The sequence below is a fragment of the Microcoleus harperi Pol14_C6 genome (assembly GCF_036701295.1).
GTDB lineage: Bacteria > Cyanobacteriota > Cyanobacteriia > Cyanobacteriales > Microcoleaceae > Microcoleus.
On the sequence record NZ_JAUBQN010000064.1, the window covers coordinates 1 to 17,091 of the forward strand.

21 protein-coding genes are annotated in these 17,091 nt (G+C 45.9%); 10 read left to right on the top strand and 11 right to left on the bottom strand.

All coding sequences use genetic code 11. The annotated features are described in order from the left end of the window. The 4 genes from QUA27_RS25750 to QUA27_RS25765 form a co-directional block, all read right to left on the bottom strand. Positions 1-193, bottom strand: a 193-nt coding sequence (locus QUA27_RS25750; RefSeq protein WP_333071707.1) for a hypothetical protein, incomplete at its 3' end; no start/stop codon positions are given. After that, the gene (locus tag QUA27_RS25755) at positions 183-494 is read right to left on the bottom strand and encodes a hypothetical protein (RefSeq protein WP_333071708.1); all 312 of its coding nucleotides are present in this window, start codon (positions 492-494) and stop codon (positions 183-185) included. The genes QUA27_RS25755 and QUA27_RS25750, both read right to left, overlap by 11 nt. 9 nt (positions 495-503) lie before the next feature. Next, positions 504-3,242: an AAA family ATPase gene (locus QUA27_RS25760; RefSeq protein ID WP_333071709.1), complete on the bottom strand. Its 2,739-nt coding sequence runs from the start codon at positions 3,240-3,242 to the stop codon at positions 504-506. Positions 3,243-3,504: 262 nt separating this feature from the next. Further along, positions 3,505-3,750, bottom strand: a complete 246-nt coding sequence (locus QUA27_RS25765; RefSeq protein ID WP_333071710.1) for a ribbon-helix-helix domain-containing protein — start codon at positions 3,748-3,750, stop codon at positions 3,505-3,507. A 179-nt stretch (positions 3,751-3,929) separates the two neighbouring features. Between QUA27_RS25765 and QUA27_RS25770 the strand changes: the two genes are divergently transcribed. From QUA27_RS25770 to QUA27_RS25800, 7 genes are all read left to right on the top strand, one after another. Next, entirely contained in the window at positions 3,930-4,550 is a 621-nt protein-coding gene (locus QUA27_RS25770; RefSeq protein WP_333071711.1) for a hypothetical protein, read from the top strand. Continuing rightward, entirely contained in the window at positions 4,547-4,723 is a 177-nt protein-coding gene (locus QUA27_RS25775) for a hypothetical protein (RefSeq protein WP_333071712.1), read from the top strand. Before QUA27_RS25770 ends, QUA27_RS25775 begins: the two co-directional genes overlap by 4 nt. A gap of 1 nt (position 4,724) precedes the next feature. Then, positions 4,725-5,009 (top strand): hypothetical protein, encoded by a 285-nt coding sequence (locus QUA27_RS25780; protein WP_333071713.1) that lies wholly within the window; start codon positions 4,725-4,727, stop codon positions 5,007-5,009. Between the two features lie 70 nt (positions 5,010-5,079). Next, positions 5,080-5,751 carry a hypothetical protein gene (locus QUA27_RS25785; RefSeq protein WP_333071714.1) on the top strand — a complete coding sequence of 224 codons (672 nt, stop codon included), beginning with the start codon at positions 5,080-5,082 and terminating at the stop codon, positions 5,749-5,751. Between the two features lie 36 nt (positions 5,752-5,787). Beyond that, entirely contained in the window at positions 5,788-6,255 is a 468-nt protein-coding gene (locus QUA27_RS25790) for a hypothetical protein (protein WP_333071715.1), read from the top strand. After that, the gene (locus QUA27_RS25795) at positions 6,242-7,969 is read left to right on the top strand and encodes a hypothetical protein (RefSeq protein ID WP_333071716.1); all 1,728 of its coding nucleotides are present in this window, start codon (positions 6,242-6,244) and stop codon (positions 7,967-7,969) included. The genes QUA27_RS25790 and QUA27_RS25795 overlap by 14 nt, the downstream gene beginning before the upstream one ends. Positions 7,970-8,394: 425 nt before the next feature. Further along, positions 8,395-8,583, top strand: a complete 189-nt coding sequence (locus QUA27_RS25800) for a hypothetical protein (protein ID WP_333071718.1) — start codon at positions 8,395-8,397, stop codon at positions 8,581-8,583. Between the two features lie 57 nt (positions 8,584-8,640). Here QUA27_RS25800 and QUA27_RS25805 read toward each other — a convergent pair whose 3' ends face one another. From QUA27_RS25805 to QUA27_RS25830, 6 genes are all read right to left on the bottom strand, one after another. Then, positions 8,641-8,871: a hypothetical protein gene (locus QUA27_RS25805; RefSeq protein ID WP_333071719.1), complete on the bottom strand. Its 231-nt coding sequence runs from the start codon at positions 8,869-8,871 to the stop codon at positions 8,641-8,643. 504 nt (positions 8,872-9,375) lie between these two features. Continuing rightward, the gene (locus tag QUA27_RS25810) at positions 9,376-10,095 is read right to left on the bottom strand and encodes a hypothetical protein (protein ID WP_333071720.1); all 720 of its coding nucleotides are present in this window, start codon (positions 10,093-10,095) and stop codon (positions 9,376-9,378) included. 327 nt (positions 10,096-10,422) lie between these two features. Then, positions 10,423-11,133 carry a Rho termination factor gene (locus tag QUA27_RS25815; RefSeq protein ID WP_333071723.1) on the bottom strand — a complete coding sequence of 237 codons (711 nt, stop codon included), beginning with the start codon at positions 11,131-11,133 and terminating at the stop codon, positions 10,423-10,425. Further along, on the bottom strand, positions 11,130-12,479 hold the full coding sequence (locus QUA27_RS25820; protein WP_333071725.1) for a ParA family protein: 1,350 nt from the start codon (positions 12,477-12,479) through the stop codon (positions 11,130-11,132). The genes QUA27_RS25815 and QUA27_RS25820 overlap by 4 nt, the downstream gene beginning before the upstream one ends. Before the next feature lie 218 nt (positions 12,480-12,697). Further along, positions 12,698-13,693 (bottom strand): tyrosine-type recombinase/integrase, encoded by a 996-nt coding sequence (locus QUA27_RS25825; protein ID WP_333071728.1) that lies wholly within the window; start codon positions 13,691-13,693, stop codon positions 12,698-12,700. Positions 13,694-13,774: 81 nt separating this feature from the next. Further along, positions 13,775-14,593, bottom strand: a complete 819-nt coding sequence (locus QUA27_RS25830) for a hypothetical protein (protein ID WP_333071729.1) — start codon at positions 14,591-14,593, stop codon at positions 13,775-13,777. Between the two features lie 174 nt (positions 14,594-14,767). On the opposite strand from QUA27_RS25830, the gene QUA27_RS25835 reads away from it, so the two are divergent. After that, on the top strand, positions 14,768-15,079 hold the full coding sequence (locus QUA27_RS25835; RefSeq protein ID WP_333071731.1) for a hypothetical protein: 312 nt from the start codon (positions 14,768-14,770) through the stop codon (positions 15,077-15,079). A 423-nt stretch (positions 15,080-15,502) separates the two neighbouring features. After that, a complete protein-coding gene (locus QUA27_RS25840) occupies positions 15,503-16,060 on the top strand; it encodes a hypothetical protein (protein WP_333071733.1) in 558 nt (185 codons plus the stop codon). 85 nt (positions 16,061-16,145) lie between these two features. On the opposite strand, the gene QUA27_RS25845 is transcribed toward QUA27_RS25840, so the two are convergent. After that, positions 16,146-16,559 carry a hypothetical protein gene (locus tag QUA27_RS25845; protein ID WP_333071735.1) on the bottom strand — a complete coding sequence of 138 codons (414 nt, stop codon included), beginning with the start codon at positions 16,557-16,559 and terminating at the stop codon, positions 16,146-16,148. Between the two features lie 264 nt (positions 16,560-16,823). Between QUA27_RS25845 and QUA27_RS25850 the strand changes: the two genes are divergently transcribed. Beyond that, positions 16,824-17,003, top strand: coding sequence for a hypothetical protein (locus tag QUA27_RS25850; protein ID WP_333071737.1), 180 nt, complete (start codon positions 16,824-16,826; stop codon positions 17,001-17,003). Positions 17,004-17,091 lie beyond the last annotated feature (88 nt).

Sequence of the window (17,091 nt, forward strand, 5' to 3'; positions counted from 1 at the left end):
ACCGAGCGTGTTCATCCACCGACAGCGCGGCCCAAACCTTGCCCCGGTCAGCCAGCCCTCGACTGCAAACATCGCTAAGGATTGATTTGAGCGCGGTAGCCGATGTATGCTGCGCGAACTCGGCATTACCTTGGGCGATGGCAGCGCGGATATATCCAAGGCATTCGAGCTGGGAGAGATGATCAAGATTCATTGCTCACCTCCGAGCCTCCTACTAATACAATCTCGGAGGCAGAGAAAAATCCAGAATCCACTGTTTTTCTCCGGCGCTCCCTGTCGAGGTTCACGCCATATTTGCCCTTTTTCTTGTTGGGGTCTATCCAACTAATTTCGCCATATTTTCCTTGGTATTGGCTTTTTTTGCTGATTACCAGCACCCTATCCCCAACCTTGAAGGCTGTTGGCTCTGGCACGGTTTCTGGGGGTTTTGGTTCGGGCAAATTGTCGCTTAGTACGATCGGCTGCGCCGACCGCAAACAAACTCCCGACCACACCCGCAAACCTCAGAGCTTCCTCAAGTAGGCGAAAGTGCCTTGGCTGCGTGGAACAGGCATAATCAGCAATTCACCCTCAAGCTGCACGTAGTAGGTCGTGTCAGTTGCACCAAGAACGATATCTCTTACAATCCCTTGCTTGCCTATAGCAGCATCGCCCCGTAGCCTCACTTCTACCCGGTCATCTACCACGATGGTTGTAGATGACGGCTGCGATGATTTCTGAATCGTTAGATTTAATTCCGCGTGTGCCAATTGTGGGTTTGAGGCTGTGGCAGCTTGGGGGAGAGAATCGCACTTTACCCCCCCTCCCCCTTGTGACAGTGGTGAGTTGCTGACTATCGGGTCAATGCGAGCTATATCAACGGTTACAGCTTTTTCAACACTGTCACACTCCGAAAAGTTGCTGACTACTTGCTGACTATCTTGCTGACTATTATCTAACCCATACTGTGTATAGTTTTCAGATACATAGTCAGCAATTGGCACTGTAGGTATGGGGGGGGGAGGGGGTAGAGAAATTTCAGTTCTAGGTGGCACTGTACCGAGTGTGCCAGTTTGAGTGAAATCGGGGAGGGAGTAGAGGTTGTAGCGTTTGTCGCGCGGTGCGGGCTTGCAGATAATAAGCCGTTTGCTTTCCATCCGTCCTAGCTCGCTGTAGATGCTACCTCGCTGTTCTTTTCCGGCTCCCATTAATTCCATTAGTTCGGGGCCGGAGAGAGGTTGAGGATTTTTTCTTAGCACTGCTAGGATGCGCTCTCGGTAGGTTTGCTGTTGTTGTGCCTCAGCTTCCTCAATCCCTACTTCTGAAATGAAATCAAATGAATTATTTTCGGGATTGAATTCAATATTTAGACTCAATCCTTCAGAGTCCCGTGAGGTTGCAGTAAAGATTCGTTTCGGGCATTTGGGGTCAGCAATCATTTTCTTCTTGTTATTTGGATCAGGTTTGGGGATGCGCTCCAAATCCCAAACCCCCCAGCAAGCTCCCACAATGGCCGTACTTCCGCGCGCTTTAGCCACTCCGACAGCTTCGTTTGATTTGCTTGCGTGATGAATCAAAATACCACTAGCACGATAGCGACTGAGCATATCATTCAAAGCGATGATGTTGTCTGCAAATTCGGCAGAGTTTTCGCTGATTTCCTTGCCTGCGGTGATTTTTTTGAGTGAATCTATTATCACTAAGTCGGGGCGGAAATCTTCGAGTTGTTGTTCTAAAATAGCCATCTGGTCAATGTTCCAGCGTGGCATGATACGAATATTTTTGCTATCTCCCGAGCGGAATCCACGTTTAAGTAGTTCGTGCTTTAGAGATTGCTGTGAAGCATCAGGAGTAATCATTAATACCCTGCCCTGCTTTACCTCGCGACCTAAGAAATGATTTTCTCCGGTAGCCACGCAGAATGCCAAATCAACAGCAGCTTTACTCTTTCCTACTTTTGGCAACGCAACAAAGAGAACAGTTTCTCCGACTGGGAGAAGCTCTTGCACTCGCCATTCCAAAGCCTCACTCTCCGAAGCAAGTAAATCGTCAAAAGTCAGCACCTTGACTTCGGGAGTTTGGGTGCGTGACTTCATCGCTGCCATTGCTTCCTTAATTGTTCCCGCACCCATACTGTACTTAGGTGCTAGCAGGGCGATTTGACGACACCGCTCTACAGCATCCTCCATTTGGAGTAAGCTTAGAAGCTCCATTTTGAACCGTTCCGCGTCCATATCGCGTCGCAGAGGCTTAATGATTTTATGTTCCCATGAATAATCGCTCATCCCTGTCCTCTCCCTAACCGCTTCCAGTTCAATATTTGCAGATAGTTCGTCACCTTGCCGATTAAGGATGGCTTTTGCGAGTGCTGCTGCTTCTTTTAGGGGTAGTTTCTGAGTCTTTACAGGTTCACAAAGGGCAGTTTTGGGAGCAGTAAAATTTTTCTTTTCTCCAACTGCTGCAAGAACATCTGCTGCGCTTAAATTTTGGCTTTCAATCCAATCTCTAACGTCCAACCCCTGACTTTTTGGCAGGTTAGCCCAAGCCTTTGATTTGGAGTAAGGGTAGAGCCATTGAGCCTCTGGAAAGTGTTCGGAAACTTTAGTCGCATCCTCAATTCCTGGGATGTCGCGGTCAGGGCTAATAGCAACCTTCGCACCCCGTAAATCGCTTGTATCAGTATCTTTCCACTTACCCATACCGCCGATGCTAGTAGTGGCAACTACGCCTATCTCTTCTAACTTCTTGACGCAATTCTCGCCATCCACAATAAAAACCATTACCCCTTGAGCCTTCGCCTCTTGCACCTTTGCGTAGTGATAGACCGGGATATCAGAGCGTTTGACTTTCCCTAATCCTGTTACCCATTCGTTGGCAGTGGCGTCCCAGTGCTGCTGTATAAATTCTTTTTTTCTCCCATCGCCAAAATCAATCCGCTTTACCCTGACAAGTGGCGAACCGTCGCGAGCTGGGTAGTAGAAATAGGTAGTCTGAGCGGGACGGATGGCTTTCTTTTCTTGGATGGGAGCGTAGTAGAGGTGGCCGTCTTGGTCGGTCTTGCTTGTAGCTTCCCAACCAGTAGCGGGCGGTTGGTCGCGATTGCAAACTGACAGGTTTCCGATGGAATAGCACCAGTCAGGCTTGCCACAGTGGGGGCAAGGATTCGTTTTACTGCTGCTGGTGAGTTTCCGATTCCCAAAGTTATCCAAACCTTCCGAACTTAGCCAAACTTCTTCATCGGGCACTAGAATGGAAGGGGTCAAAGTGATTGCAGATTCACTTGTATTTGCGTTATAATTTTCAAACATGGAATTACTCGCTCCGGGCGAGTTGATTTACCGAAAAACCGTTGCATTCAGGTTCCAATTGAGGCGACGGTTTTTTGGCGTTTACAGTAGTTAGAAGGGCATTATCTATTAAGCGGAACCACCCTTTTTGAGACTCCACATAAGCTCTTCCTGGTTTTTGGTTTTGAGGATAATTTCATTGTCGCCCATCTTCGCTACAGATGGCTTGCACTAGATATTAGCTAGTACCTTTAAGCTTCCCCCGCCGGGCCTTCGTGGCCGACGGGGTTTTGGTTCGGCTGGATGAGGGTTTAACTTCGGGCGGTTTTTCCGGGTTATCGTCGAGCCAAATTTTCATTTCCTGTTCAAGTAGCAAATTGCATAAATTCGACATAGACCTCTTCTCTTCTTTGGCTCGACGCTCCAAAGCCTGAAACAACTCCGGCTCCAAATATATAGTCGTGCGTGGTTTGTCTGTTGCCACATCAATCTCGTTAAAAGGTACTTTTCATCATTCTCCCCCCTTAGATGAGTTTTGTCATTTTGGTTCACTACTGCTTGACACCATGCACGACTAACCTTTAGTATAGCACATAGTAGTGAATCAATTCTGAAATCGATTCCCATCTACCCCGCATCAATACCACAACGACCAAAAACTATATGGAACTCGAAACCCTTGATGTGATTGAGGTTCAGGCGACCTCAATCGATTCTTCCGCAGAGACAGCGATTCCCCGGTGGTACTCAGCAGCACAGGTGCAGAGTACGCTCAACCTGAACAAAACCGCGCTACAGAAGGCTGTGGCGAAGCTGCAAAACATCTACGGAATCGATTTGAAATCGTTGCGCCGGGGAAGTGCGCGAGCGACCGAATATTCGGAGTTCGCCTTGGAAGCGATTGAGTTGTTGAATGCGAAAAAACTCTCGGAGTTGCGGAAATTAGTTGATCAGTTGCCAGCACCGACATCTACTCCACAAGTTGCTGGGGGGCTAGTAATTGCTGAATACACCCCAACACTCGACAACCGCATCGCTCAGTTGAGCCAAACTTCCGCCGCGACCTCTGCTAACATCTCAAACGACATCCAGATGGTGCTGGCACGGATTGCAGCCGACAACAAAGCTGCGGAACAACGCACCTCTGATTTGGATGCCGCCGAACGCGCTGCTGCACAGAATCGGGGCGCTCAAAGGGCTTTATCTGTATTCCAAATAGAGCAAGAAGCCCACAACGAAGTCCTCGCACAACTGCGGGCGATGCAATTAGGAGCACAACAATGAGCTTTTACAAAGTGAAAATCCGCCGTGAATGCAACAGCACCCGCTCATTCAATGTGAAGGGTGAGAAGGCTCAAGAAGCAATTATTGCAGCAGCTTCCCAGCTTAGAGATGAAGGGGTGAACGATGCCTGCGGAATTGAAATTATCGGCAAGATTGATAGTTTGAGGGATTGAAATGATGACCAAAACTTTTGAAATTACGCCTGAAAATAATCCTGAGATTTGGGCTTTGCTGCAACCGCCCAGCCTTCCCGAATCAGACCCTGAATGTGTAGCTTACGAGTTCAATTTTCCCGAATCCCAATACATTGCTCACGGCGTTGACGTTGATACAGCGATTGAGTTTGCCGAGAGCTGGCGACGGGGTGAATATCTGCCTATTGTTGGTCGGCCCGAACTGGATCTGGTTTCGCGCAAACTCAATCAAATGCAAAGCCAGCGACTTCCCCTGGAAAAGTAGGTCGCTGGCCCGCAAGCAAAGCCCCCCTTATCAATGGGGGGATTCACCGTACTCTAAGGAGAATTTTATCATGATGCAAGTTTTCCGCGTAGCCCAAACACCTGGCGCTGCAAAGATAAAGCGGCAATTCAATTATGAATCGGGCCCGCTGACACCGGAGATGGTGAACGCTGCGGGCAAAGAAGCAAAGATTCTAGAGCTACAGAAACAGCTCAGAACAGCCTACAACCGCCACGATGCCAAAATTCGAGCCAATACAGTCGAGATTGAGCGACTCACTTTGGAGGCTCAAGAAAACGGCTTGACGGATACCTTGCAGATTGACAAGTACGTCGCTAAGGCGATTGTAGCTAGTGCGAAGTATGACCAAAACATCATCAATTTGCAACAGAAACTCCAACACGAATTGGGGTTGATAAAAGTTGAAGGCGCATCAACCCAAACACTCCAAAATGTCGATTTTCGTCAGCGGTTGCTATTAATCAAAGCAAGCCACCAAGCCAAAGGACAAATCCAACAGAACGGCTTTCAGCAGTCTCTCAAAGCGATTCAAGCATCCCCGCAGCAAGCTATTGCCATGCAACAACGGCGGGCGGAATTCAACGCATACATCAACGCCAAAGACTTTGACCCCATGCTTGCTGTGCCAAGCGGTTCGGCTGGTGGCGATAGTTCATCTGTAGCCAATAACGGCAAAGGCTTTTTAGGTGGCTTGTTCGATTTCTTTACTGGCAACAAGTAAACCTCAGTAAGCGGGTTAAATTCCCGCTTTTTTTGTATGAATATCTCAGAATTTGACGCTTCAGAATTTGACTACTTGAACGCCGACAACTTGTCACAAAGTGAAACTCAAACAGTCGCTAAAACTCCCGAAGTTACTAACATTGAGCGTTTCTGGAATCTAACAGGAAACTGGGGAGAATTTGGCAGCTACTTCGGCGCTGGTTTGTCTGCATCCTTTATCGTGCGGGCAATTCCGGCGCTGATACCTGCTGCTGTGATTCTCATTCCGGCTGCTGGATTGGGCTTAGCAGTGTTCAGTTTAGCCTCTGAAGGCACTGCTAAATTGCGAAGCCAACTAATACTAATTGCTGTCGCGACTGCCTTGATTGCAGGTAATTGGGATGCTTGGCAAGCATGGATAATTGCCCACTCTCAGTTGTTAATTTTTGGCTTTGTCGTAACAGTCGTTACCCTCGGTTTTGTAGCAACACAAATTTGGAGCAAGTTAAATGTTAGCAAATAAGAATCAACCAATTGTTGCAGGTTTGTTGAGTCTCAGTGTTGCCGGAATTGTCGGTGCAACAGCTTTGCCTTTTAACGACAGAATCGAGTACCGCATCGGGAACAGGATTGAATCACAGCCAGCTTGGTTAGTCCCTCCCAAAGCTGAATTTAGAAGCCTTGAGAGAGGGTACGGCGGAATTAAAATCTTGCTTGCTCTGCTGGCTACTGGGGGCATGGTGACAGTAATGCTGATTGCAAGGAAGGAAGGGGAATTAGAGCCTGTCAGGCAACGGATTAAGAAGTATCAAGAGAAGGCTTACGAATTTGGGTTTGCTGCTGAAAGCGCCTATCAAATGGTGACAACACAGAACAGATACAAGAAACTGGCAGAAGCCGATGAACGGGCATTTGAGGACGAATTAGAAACAGCCTACTGCGAATCATTGGGCATCAGCCCACACGAACAGCAAGCGCTACTCACTGGAACTACGACGCTGGAATCCATCAGCAATCCCGGCGACAAAGTGGAGGCATCAACCTCACCAGCAATTAAGGCTGATCAGAGTGTTGGCTCCCCAAATCTCACAATAGCTCGGCAAACGGCGGCCAAAATCTTAAACTCTCTTGCTGGCATCAATACCTCGATTTTCCTAGCAGCACCTACTCGCTGCGGAAAAACACACACTCTGCACAAATGGCTAGGCGACCTGACAACACGATTTCCGCAAGCTGATATTTACGTTATCTCGCAGAAGTATGAGGACTTTCCAGGTGTTGCGAACAATCGTTTGACAGTGTTTGACCCCCTGCAAATTGAACAGTCGATGCAGTTTTTGGATGAGGTTTACGAGAAGTTACAGACCCGCAAATCCAAACCAGCAACCGAAGAAACCTATCGAACCCGTCCTATCAAACTAATACTTGAGGACTGGTTCGCTACTCACCAATGTTTGTCTCAAAAACGCAATTCTGCTATCTGGGAAACCATTGCAACCAAGCTGGGGACAATTGCGACTGTTGGGGGTCAGTACAACGTCGGCTACTTCATTTGTACTCAATCCTTTAACATCGCCTCAAGTGGTGTTGCAGATAGCAATATTCGACTTAATCTGGCGTTGTTAGCTCAAGGGCTGGTACGGACTACCGCTAACGATGAAGAGCAAGGCTCTTATGGCGTAATCGAGCAAATGCTCAACAACTCAAACGTCATCGCTAGCAAGGAAACTAGAGACAGGTTGGCATCAGATTTGAAGCTTTTAGTTGAACCTTCAATGAGTGAACAAACCCCAGTTATTCTGTCTACCATTGGCAATCCAGTGTTAGGTTTGATGCCACGAATTGAAGTGAATAAATCAGTAATTGATGATGTTTTGAGTGTTCCGGCTGCTAATAGTGGAAGCTTCCCAAGCTTCCAAAACTCAGACAACCAACAAGAGACGGAAGACCCCGGAAACCCTTATGGAATGGGGGTTAGCGACTCTGGAAACTTGGGAATCTTCCTAGGGGAAGTGTTGGCGGAAACCCTCCCGCCCGTCTTCTCGGAAGAGTTTCCGCTCAAAGAACATGACCAGAGATTGCAATTAGCAAAATTAATAATTGCTCAAAACTTAGGCAAGGAAAGGACAATCTTTTTACTCTGGGGACTGAAGCCAGGGGGACGCAATCACCACCTCTACAGTGACGCGAGAGAGATGCTTGAGAAACTAATCAAAGGAGAACAAAATAATGGCTAGAAGTGCAGAATATACCCTCTACATTCAGTCCGTAAACTGGCGCAAAAAGAGCAACAACGTACTAGCATCAACAGGCAACCGATGTGCATTCCATCCTTGGAAACGAGCAACACACGCACACCACTTGCATTACAAGAATTTGAGGAATGAATGGGTTGTCAGAGATTGCGTTCCGCTCTCGCCAGAGGCGCATAAGCTCATTCATCAAGACCAGTTTTGGAACCTTAACGGAAATAGCAAAACACCATCGCCATTACGTCCAGTCGTTTCTAATTATCTGAGGGTTGCAACAGTTGGCTTGATTGTTCTCAATCCGTTTCTAAAAGTTTTCAACTTGTTGTCACGATAGACCGAGCGCTACCGTGTTAAGCGCAATTCCAGTCAACCAAACGAACAGTAACCCGCAAGAAATAGGAGAGAAATAGATGAAAGAACGCAGACCAATTGCCAACATGATGCTCACGAGAACAAAGGAAGAGATTAGTTTCACGCTCGCAATTTTGATGTTTCGAGGCTGCTTGTGGGACACGGATAAAATCTATCATCCCATCGGCGATGGTAGATTCAACTACTTCCTAGAGAATGTATCCGCACCCGTGGAACTGCCCGACTAAACCAACATTAACCCCAGCCAAAAGCACCTCTAATCAATCGGGATTAGGGGTGCTTTTTCATGGGATAAATTCATCTTGATTTGCAGCTTTAAGCCTATTGTAGAAGCCTTGTAGCTCACCTTCAGTCACCAGCTTTTTTGCCATTCCGCGTGCTTTTTTGAGCTTGCCACCATCGCAATCGTCAAAGTATTTAATCCCCTCTAAATCCGGGCTCAGGATGAGCTTGAGCAAACGAACAGCCAATAATCCTACCTCAATCCCTTCGCCTTCCACTGCCAGCGCTCCCACAGCCTCAAATCTCCATCATACTTTCGGCATAGAAGGTTCCGCCCCGTGTGATTTGATTACCACCCAAAACCAATCAAATTCAGCCCGGTCGGAACGAATTTATGCGGGTTGCAGCCGATTTTGATAAGTTTTGATTCGGCCTCAAAAAATTTTTTATAGTTTTTCACGGCACAGCAAGGGTTTCAGCGTTTTGTAAGCCGTCGCGGAACCCAAAAAACCGCATCAACGCCACTTTTTCTACCTCTTTTGACACACCAATAGCCAGAAACCGCATCAAAAGAGGTACATTTTGCTCGGTTGGAGAGTGAAAACGAGTACCAACCGAATCAAATTTTGCTCGGTTGCCACTGGATCAGAACATCCCATCCAATAACTCGGTAACGTCCTGTTGGTCGCGGCTCCGGTTGTCGTCATAAATCATCAGCGTGCTCAGGTTCTTGTGTTGACTGAGTTTCTGCACCTTTCTCACCTTGCCGTCGGTTGCGTCTAAGGCTGCTGTATGAACTATAACTTTGATAAACGGTCGAGGAAGTCATCAACCACTTCTTCGGGAGTGTTGTAACATTTGGGAGCATCATAAAACTCAATGCAAGACACACCGTAATCCTTGAAAAGCCTCGCTCTGTCATGGTCTTGCATTGCCGTAGTAGGGGGATGGTATCTATCTCCCATCACCTCAAGAATTCCCCATTTACCGTTCTTGCAAATCAAAAAGTCTGGCTCTTTCTTTACGTTTTTACTGCCTAGCACAGCCGTTGCATTGGCAAAAAATAACACATTACGTTTTTTTAAAACTTTATACACTGCTATTTCAGACTGAGAACGAAATCTTAATTGGTCGTACTCTAGACTTCCCGTAGAAACAAGCGATGCAGAATTCAACACTATTGGCTCATTGTTTGGTAAATTGTCAATAATAAACAAAATTTTTACCTCTACAATTTCATAACCTGCTTCTTTTGGAAAGACTTGCTTAACAGCATTAAGTAATATGTGTTTTTCAACCTCTGTAAATTCTTGTATGCGAACAACAGGAACAAAAAAACGCACCCCAGCATTATACGCATTCTCGCGTTTTTCAGAAAAAGAATTGTGCGAGAAAAAGTTACAGCTAGAATTGTGCAATAAAACAGCAATATCACTTTGACTTATTGCGTGAAGATACAGCCTTAGCGTATACAGGAAGTCTGTTGAGTCAGGAAACTTATATGTAAAGCGAGCCAATTTTATTCTCTCCCAATTGCATGATTTAGAAGGACTAGCATTAATTTATCACTAAATTTTTGATAGACAGCAACCTTCAAGCCTTGCTTCTACACCAGTACAATCCGCTGCTGTCACTGGGCTTGTCGTGCATCCACAAGGCAATGAGTTCGGCGGTTGCAGTGAAGTTTTGCGCGGTTTGCAGGGCAACTGCACTGTCAAGAATCTAAAATCTGAATCTAAAAACTGAAATTATGTGACCAAAAAGAGCGGCCGGTGTTCTGTTGGCTGTCGGCAAGTACGATCGTACTTGCCGACAGTTGCCAGAACCAAAATCCCTCATAGGGGCTAGCTAAGTAATTTAACCAGTTCTATCTTTTTCTTAGTGGTATATCCACTTATTCCTCGTTCTTTCGCTAATTCTTTTAACTTCTTAACCGTAAGACTATTTAACGTTGAGACAGTTTCTTTAGTGTCTTCTAAGTCACTGGTTATAACCGCTTTCGGTCGGAGCTGAGGCTGCAAATAAAAAACTTCTTGTAAAGCATTTAACTTTTTACCTTTTGTAATTCCACATTTTAGCGCTGCAATTGGTTCCAAATTTTCCCAATATGGTCGAGAAGGATTTTCGTCAATCAGGTTGGTAGCAACTAAAAGTTTGACACCACTAAAACCCGTTCCTGGCTTCTCAATTAAAAATTGAAGTGCAGCTTGAATTTCTTCCCTTTTTGCTGTTGAGAGATTAATTTTCGGTGTTATTTCGTTAGATAAGATTCTCGCTAACTCCTCAGTTTCTTCGCTAGCATCAGCAACGATACACCAAACTTCTGTTAAACCAGCTTTCTCAGCAACAGCATAAATAAATGAGTTTCCAATAACTTCATATTGCTCGTCACCAATTTTTTTTACAATTACTGGTACCCAATTACGTCCGCCTAATTTATTAAGAGTTTGAGCTGTAGCGGTAATTAAAAATTCTGTAGCATTAGTTCCTTTATTAGGTTGAATCTCCTCCATCGACAAACACATTAAATTTCCGATGTCGTTTAAGTTACTCATTGTAAGAAATACTCCTTTGCTAAGGCTAAATAATATTGACAAGCTATTTTGTCTTTGTAAGCAGCAGGGTAACAGGAAAAGGCTGCATTGGCAATGTGAGCATAGCTAGGCAACTCAAAAATATAACGGTTATGACTTGCAGGAGTGTAACGGGGGTAAAAATAAGGGCGCAGATTGAACTTGACATTTTGCTTAATAATTTCATCTATTGCTTTGTAGGCATTGGTGCGAGCTGCTTCGGTAATATTTTCACCATTGAAAAATACTGGTAAAGCGATAGGGCCGCCATTTTTTCTTGCTTCTTGGACTTCTGGAATAAATTGTTTAATGGCTATGGCAGCATTTTCTAGAGAAAAAATATTGTTGTGTTTGGCTGGAATGAGAACAACATCTGCGGCGTAAACTGCGCTTGCGCTAAAAAAACGCCAATTAGGAGGCGAATCAATTAAGATATAATCGTATGAAGACCTTAGATTATCTAAAATTTTATTGAGACCGTCAATTCTAATTTTTTGACGTAGTTTGTCTTCGCTCATATCACTTCCCGCAAATGATTCGTCAGCGGGAATAATGTCAAACTTGAAGGAATGACCTGTTTTTTTATTTGTTAGACCGCACGACTGTATCAAGCTACTAATATTGTGCCTAACACTTTTGTTTTTAGGTTCTAGGTAAAAATACAAGCTATCTTTACCTGTTTTTATTTTTAGTGATTTAGTCAAATCTTGTTGATTTGGGTCGAAATCAACAACAAGTACGCTGTATCCTTTAAGACTTAGCACAGCAGCTAAGTTAGCAGTAGTAGTAGTTTTACCAACTCCACCCTTGTTATTATAAATAGCTACCGTCAACGCTCTTGGTGGATGGTCTATTCTTTTTTTTATATCCGCTACAATTTCAACAATGTTGTCGTGTGTAATATTAAGGCAAGGAGTTGCGGGATAAACTGTTTTACCGTGTTTTCTGAATAATTGTATATAAGCTGAATTAGTTATAATTCCCCATTGAACGCTGTGACAATTACTATCTAATAAACCGTATTTTAGCTGTTTAACTGTAGAATGATACTGGGCAGAACCTGCAACTAAATTAATATCTTTACCTTTTAACTCAAGCAATATACTAGGGTTCAATCTTGAATGTATAAATATATCACTTTCTGTGTTTTTACGGAGTGCATAATCAATAGTTTTTTTACTTTCTCCAGTTACATACTGCGGAACCCGCTCAGTTAATTCAAAATTAAGTGCATTTAAAAGTTGTGGTACAAATATGTCATCAACCAATGCTTCTGGTTTGTTATCAGGAAGATTAAGCAGGGCTTGCTGAAGGGGATTTTTCTCCATAATTTTTATTAACTGATTTACAATTTAGCAGCTAAAAAATGCCAATAACTTTAACCAACTGTATTCCATTTTTGGCGTACAGTGGGTCAAGTGGGCAACAAATTGTAATATTTGTAAATTTTATTGTTAAGGCGATAATGTAGCGAACGCCCGCTAAGTTAGTAGATACAAACCGCTGGAATCCCCCAAACGGGGGAAACTTGGGGAATTTTTTTGACTCAAAACATCCCATCTAGCAACTCGGTAACGTCTTGTTGGTCACGTCCTCGGTTATCGTCGTACACCATTAAAGTATTCAAATTCTTATGGCGCGACAGTTTCTGCACTTTTCTCACGTTCCCGTCCGTAGCATCAAGGGCGGCAGTAATTGCTGAGTGTCGGATGCGGTGAGGAGACATCTGCTTTTTGATTCCTGCTTTTTCACTGTGTCGAACAACAATCTTGCGAATGCCGTCGCCAGTGAGTCTATGTCCTGAATTAGCAAAGTCGAGAGCGGTGAACAGCGGAGTGTCTGGGGAAGAATTACCGCCTCTGGTTTCGAGCCAATCGGTAATTGCCTGTACCGTAGCAGCCCCTAAATCCACTACCTCAGCTTGCGTCCCGCGTCCCTTGCCAAAAATCTGCAAGCTCCTAGTAGCTGGGTCAAAGTCGCGAACGTTCAACTGACTGATTTCGTTTCGCCGCAAAGCATTGCCCCAGAGCAATCGGAGCAAAGCATAGTCTCTCTTCCCCGCCAAAGTTGTCCGATCACACTGTTTTAAAATTTGCTCAAAAGTCCCCGCATCAACCCCCGTCGTGTCCCGATAGCTGGTAACTTTTTCCCCTTTGATGTCGCCTAGCGTATAGTGACACGCGCCGAGCTTGCGGCCCATCTCCACTAACGACTTGACCGCCGCCAGCCGTCGATTGACCGTGGCTTCCTTCAGACCCTTGTCAATCAGCTTGGCCTTGTACTTCAACACCACCGACACCGCTTGACGTTCCTCAAGGTGCAAAAACTCCAAAACATTATCAGGCACGGCCGGCGTCCCGGTCATAGTTATTAAAAAATCATTCACGTCCCTCTCGTAGGCACGGCGGGTATTTTCGGAGCGCTTGTCAGCCAACAGTTGTTTGAGCACGTCGGGGTCGGTGTCTAAAGTATCGAAATACCTCTCAATTTTGGCATCGAGGGACGCTTCGAGGGCGGCGATAGAAAAGTCAGTTTGGCTCATTTTGCGGTATTGATAATGAGGGTTTACGCGAACACTAACCCAAAAAGGGGCCCATCCCGAAATCGGATGGGCCGAGTAGGTTTAAGCCGATTGGATGTCGGCCCGCGTCACGAGGCCGATCAGCCGAGCGGCAATCTCGGCGCGTTTCCCGCTGGCCCCTACTCCCTTCTTAGCGGCCAGCTTTTTGATGTGCTGGATGCTCAAGCCATTGAGTTCAGAGAACGTGGCGGTTGCGGTTTCGGGTGCGGGTTCCGGGGCGGGTTCCGGGGCGGGTTCCGGTGTGGTATTTGGCATGGTATCGGGTGTGGTATTGGGTATGTTGTCAGGTGTGTTGTCAGGTGTGTTATCACGTATGGCATCCACATCCACCGCCGGAGCATCAGGTTGCGGTTCCGGGGCTGGTGCGGGTACGGGTTCCGGTGTGGTACTTAGCCTGGGATTAGGTGTGTTACTAGGTGTGTTATTGGGTGTGGGACTGGGTATGGTATCAACGTCTACCGCCGGAGCATCAGGTTGTGGTTCCGGGGCTGGTGCGGGTTCCGGCTGCGGTTCGGGTGTGGTACTAGCTGGCAGTTGGGCTACGGCTCCGGTGGGGAACTTGGCGATGACGGCTTCTTGGAATGTGGCGATTTGGCTGGCATCAACGTGACCCAGCATCATCAACGCCTGGTCTACCTGCGACAGCGCCGATTCGCAAGCCTGCTCGACCGCTTGAAGCTGTTGGCGGTACGCTTGCAGGTCGCTGAGTTGTCCTTGCAGTGTGGTGATTTGGGCATTTATATCAGTGATGCTGGAATCGACTTTGTTGAAGCGAGCTGTTAGAAGTGTCATACTTTTGAACTGCGTAAAGTGATATAAAGTTAGCTTGAAGTGACCGGGCAGGAAGGGTTGTAGCGTCATACCCTTAACCTTGGTATGTCACCATCATAGCTGAATACCATACCAAAATACAATACCTCAAACATACCGATAACTTATAGGTGTGTTACTACGGTGTGTTATCTAGCTTATAGGTGTGTTATTCGCGTTTTGGTGTGGTAGCGTGGTATTGTACCGACTAACGGATAACACACTATGGCAACAGAAAAGAAACACATCGCCGTCTACCTCGATAAGGCTGTAGAGGATGCGCTGACAAAGTTTTGCACCGCGAACGAGCTGCAATCTAAGAAGGGGCCGATGTACTCGGCTGCGGTAAACAGGGCTCTGGCAGAATACTTTGGGATAGCAAGTAGCACACCGAGTAAGCTACCAGTTAACACACCACATCACACACCTAGCACCATACCAGATAACACACTCGCTCAACGGCTGGCGGAAATTGAGGAGCGACAGGCAAAACAAGATGCAGAGATGGAGGAATTGCGGGGAAAATTAGCGGCCTGAGTGAAACACCCGCAGAATCATTCAGGCCAGATACAACAGAGCTTCAACGATTAGAATCGGAGCTAGCGGCCGCCACAGACATCATCCACAATCAGGCCGAAAGGCTGGCGGAAGCAAGAGAGCGAGAGAAGAAGCTACACACCGAAATTGAACCGCTTAAAGCCGAGCTAGCAGCGGCCGGCGGTTCCCAGAATCCAATCTCCAATCATCCAATTCCAGAGCCAGCCGACTTGCTCAATCAACTCAAAGCACGGCGGAAGAAATCAAAAGCGGAAATGGCTGATGTGCGAGTAATTTTGGAGATTTTAGAAGAGGAATTATTGATAGAATAGGGATGATATTATTCCTCATAATTGATTGCCCCAAAGTATCTTGCTTTGGGGTTTTTGTTGATGATATAATAGAATAAATTGAGGAATAAATATGATTACCAACGACGACGAATTCCAAGCGGAAAAAGCCAAACTACAAGCAGAAACAGCAGCCGCCAACAAGCGGTACGAGGATACCCAAGTGCAGCGCCAGAAGGTGCTTTTGGATAGCCACCTAGAGGCTGCTTATCGTGATGCTGGCGGGATTAGTGGCGATGCTTTTGAAGCACTAAAAAACTCACTTAATTGTAGAATTGATGGTGACAGAATCGTCATCCTTGACAGCTCCGGCAACATTGAAACAAACGCCGATGGCTCTCCCAAAAACCTGAGTCAAAAAATGACGGAAGCAAAACAGCATCCTGTTTATCAAAGCTTCTTTAAACCCGATTCCACTACACCTCAAAACGCAAATAGCAAACCGCAACTCGCACCGGGGCAATACTACTATAGCCACGACCAAGCGAGGGCTGGCAAGATAAGAATGGAAGATATTATGACCGGAAAAGCGGTACTAGATGACGAAGGAAAACAGCCTAATCAGACGAATATGGAAGGCTTTCGGCAGCAAACAAAGGTAGTAAATATTGATAAGCTTTTGGGCAAGTAAGCCCTTCAGGAAGTGCGCGGAATGCGTGGCAAAACCCCAGAATCTAATGAGTTCTGGGGGTTCGCATTAGGGGTCAGCTCCTTGATTATTCCTCGGTGAAACATTTATTGAACCGTTCTAAAGTTTTTTCAATGTTTATTATAGTTTTGGTACAGTAGTTCAATGAAGCTTCTGCCTCTTTCTTATCAAATTCATCTTTGTTCCGCTGAAAAAACAGACCTGATACCTTATTAATTTCTCGACCTGATGCGTTTGGGGAATAATATCCTACCCTTTTTCTGTAGCGAACATACGACTCTATATTAATACCTAAGTAATAACAAATATTTATATCATTTAAATCTTCTGAACTCCGCACGCCATTTTGTTTAATGTAGTTAAACATAACTTCTAAGGCAGCCGTAGCATAGGCAACTACCTCTGAATATTTTTCTTGTTGCATGAAATCCCTAGCTCTACACAAAAACTCTCTTGCTAGTACGTTCTGTATTTCACTCATTTTTTATGAAATTAAAGAAAATTTTGTAAGCTCATAAATACTAGCATATTGGAGCTTTCCCCTTCAAATCTTCATAATACACCTGGAACCTTACCATCGCTGAATCAACTATGAAGTTAACTTTCAGCAAATAGCAACCTTCAACACACTCCAACACAAAACAATTACTGTGCAGCCGTGCGTGTGGTTACGATTCCGCCAACAGTGCCAGCCGTGACCCTTACAAGCACACCAGTCGCCTAGACCCGCACCAGCACCAGGGCAATGTCGCGCAGTTTCTCGACATCCTCCGACATAATTTCGGTCGCTTCCGCGTTCGTTGGTTTCTTTGTGGGCGGGGGTTTGGGCGCTGGTGGCAAAGGTTTGGCGGTCGAGAGGTTGTCGCTATTTGCGATCGGCGCAGCCGACCGCGAACAGACTCTCGCCCGCCCCAAATCAACCTAGCAGCGACCTGAACCGAGCGTGTTCATCCACCGACAGCGCGGCCCAAACCTTGCCCCGGTCAGCCAGCCCTCGACTGCAAACATCGCTA